The organism is Helicobacter sp. T3_23-1059, assembly GCF_053654515.1.
In genome coordinates, this window is sequence record NZ_JBSIUV010000110.1 from 1 (window position 1) to 2724 (window position 2724).

Consider the following 2724-nt stretch of genomic DNA (forward strand, 5'->3'; position numbering starts at 1 on the left):
CTCGCAAATGTAAGCAAAATTGGCTATGCAAAGCATAGATTTGCTAATTTAAAGGAATCAAAAAAGAGAATTTCTTGCTTCACTTAAAAGAAACAGAATTTAGATACAAGGCTAGCAGTAGCATTGAAATATCAAAATACAACAACAAGATTTGTATAAAATCTTACTAAAAATGATGAGAAATCAACCGCTTAAGTTGTCTTGAGCCAAATTTATACCCCACTTGTAGCCAAAATTGCCGTCCTACTTCATATACTGCATAAGTGTAGCTAGAGCCTGCTATATCATAGCCCGTGTTGCCACTTGAATTGCTTATTGTGGTTTCATTGCGCGCATTTAGGACATTATAAATATCCACATTCATATACAGCGTCTGTCCCCGCACTATATCTAGCTCAAACCCAGCCCGCATATCCCAGCTAAACGCTCCATTAAAGTGCTTTTTGATATACACACCCTCTATGTTTGGATAGAGTGCTTGCCATTGCTTAAAGATAGCATTATTTGTGCTTGTAGTGAGCGTTACCATTCGGCTATATGCGGAGCGATAGCGAAAGAAGTTATTAAGTAACCATTTGGTGCGCCCTATATTAAAGCTATGCGTGGTGTTGAAGCGTAAAGTCCAAGGGCGGACAAAGTTATCCACAGGTCTATCACGGTATCTAATCAGTGCATTATCATAGATGATTTGAGAATCTGCAATGTATTCATCATCGCTACTATTAGCAAAGACATTATAAGTGCGCTTGCTTTGAGTATAATCAAATGCAAATACATAATGGTGCTTTACCCCAAAAGTATCAAACACATTATTGTTTTGCACCATTAGTGAAACGATATGGCTTTGACTCGCACCCTCATTGCTCCATACATTGTAGCTCGTGGAGTAGCCCTCTTGTGTGGGGAGGTTTAGAGCACTTCTACTTACGCGCATTATCTCATCTTTTCCATCACGAAAAATGTATTTCACACTTGCGCTAAATATTCCTAGATTCTGATTTATGCCACCCATTAGCTCATCACTGTATGGAATCTTTAGTTGGCTAAACTTCACGCTTGAAGTCCAAGCGGGATTTATCGCGGTATTTAGCTCTATCTCTTGCCAATCACAGCTCGCGCAATCGCGTTTATACGAATGTCTTTTAGCAGAAAAATCTAAGAATCTATACGAAAAGAGATTGCGCCCATAGTAGCGATTTGCCCCAAAAGTTAGCTGTGTTTGCCATTCTTTTTGCGCAGGTGTGATATAGCTTAGCGAGAATCTCGGTGCAAAAGAGTGCTTACTCATATAGCTATCACCATCAAATCGTAAGCCAAGCCTTGCGTTAAGTTCGCCTCCCAAGCCCAAATCTAATTTTATGTCATCTTCGATAAACGCTCCATAAGCGACATTATCTAGCATAATTTTGTTTGCGCCATAATATTGCGTGATGACATTAAAGTATTGTGCCACTGCGCTATCATAGCCATTTGCCCAAGAGTTTGCGCCTGTGTGTTGATTTCTTACTTGTTCGTTTTTGGAAGCCTCTGCATATCCTTGATAAGTTTGGTTGTTTGAGCGAATGGCGGTATTTGGGTTAAAATGAGGTTTGCCATTTATGCAGGCTATAAGTCCTAGATTATCAGGCGTGGTGGGACAGGGAGTGCTTGAGGGGACGGGGATATTATTATCGTTTGCAAATTGCACATAGGGAGATAATCGCTCTCTTGTGGCACTTTGATAAGTGAGTTCTGCACCTATGCGAAAGGTATGTTCAGTGCGCCAAACAGGGATAGGATTAAACAAAAAATCACTTTTTAGCGTTGGATTATGTGAAATTTGCGCCATATTTCCATAATTTGCCGCTGTGTAGATAGCAGCAGTATTGGTATTGCTTCTTAGCCAATTAACTTCATCGCTTACAAACCAACTCGCATAATAAGTATATCGAGAATCTGCGCTTCGATTGTTGTCTAAATATGAATAGCCAAGCGTAGTAGTGGATAATCCAATCGGCGTTTGATACAATGCTTTTACCCCAGCTTGCTACCCGCCACTTTGTGCGACATAATCGGCATTATACGCCCCACCGCTCCAAAAATAGCTATTGTATTGAGGCATATACCCTAGATTTGCTTCAATGGTTAGATTTTCATTTGGGTTGTAATACGCTTTTAGATAATAGTTGTATGATTGGCGTTTTTGGTCTTTTTGCTTGCCAGCATTTATTCCACTTGCGCTTGATAGCGGATTTGACATAAAAATAGGGATAAAACTCTGCGTGGTGCTAAAGCTAGAGATAAGTCCTAGATTTTTGGTTGCATAGCCCTCTAGTGAAGTGCGCACGAGGTGTTTGGTAAAATATGGGTGGTAATACTCGCTTGTAGAATTTAAAAAGTTAGATTCTGTTTGTGGGTCGATATGATAGTGCGTGAGGGAAAATCCTTTTGCATTGCCTTGCGTGAATTGATAAGAAATATTTGCGTGCCAACCATTGATACCACCATTATCTTTGCGCGGTTTGCGCACCTGTGCCTCCACTACCCCACCTGTAAATCCTCCATAACTTGCAGAAATATTTGAATCTTGCACGGTGATTGATTCTAAAAGTGAGGTGTCAATACTAAAGGCTTGGGAGCGTGGATTTTTTGTGCCTGTGCCATTTACACCATTATCACTAGAGAGATTTGAAGTTAAGTCATTATTCATATTAAAGCCATCGATTTGGAAGTTGTTTTGATAAT

At 40.1% G+C, this 2724-nt stretch carries 1 protein-coding gene and 2 pseudogenes; 1 reads left to right on the top strand and 2 read right to left on the bottom strand.

Translation table 11 applies throughout. The annotated features are described in order from the left end of the window. A pseudogene (locus ACWIX0_RS13235) lies at nt 1-205 on the top strand (hypothetical protein); the annotation flags it as partial. Here ACWIX0_RS13235 and ACWIX0_RS13240 read toward each other — a convergent pair. Both ACWIX0_RS13240 and ACWIX0_RS13245 read right to left on the bottom strand, forming a co-directional pair. Then, nucleotides 167-2008 (bottom strand): hypothetical protein, encoded by a 1842-nt coding sequence (locus tag ACWIX0_RS13240; protein ID WP_454174454.1) that lies wholly within the window; start codon nt 2006-2008, stop codon nt 167-169. The pseudogene ACWIX0_RS13235 and the gene ACWIX0_RS13240 overlap by 39 nt on opposite strands. Before the next feature lie 18 nt (nt 2009-2026). Further along, nucleotides 2027-2724: pseudogene (locus ACWIX0_RS13245) on the bottom strand (TonB-dependent receptor); the annotation flags it as partial.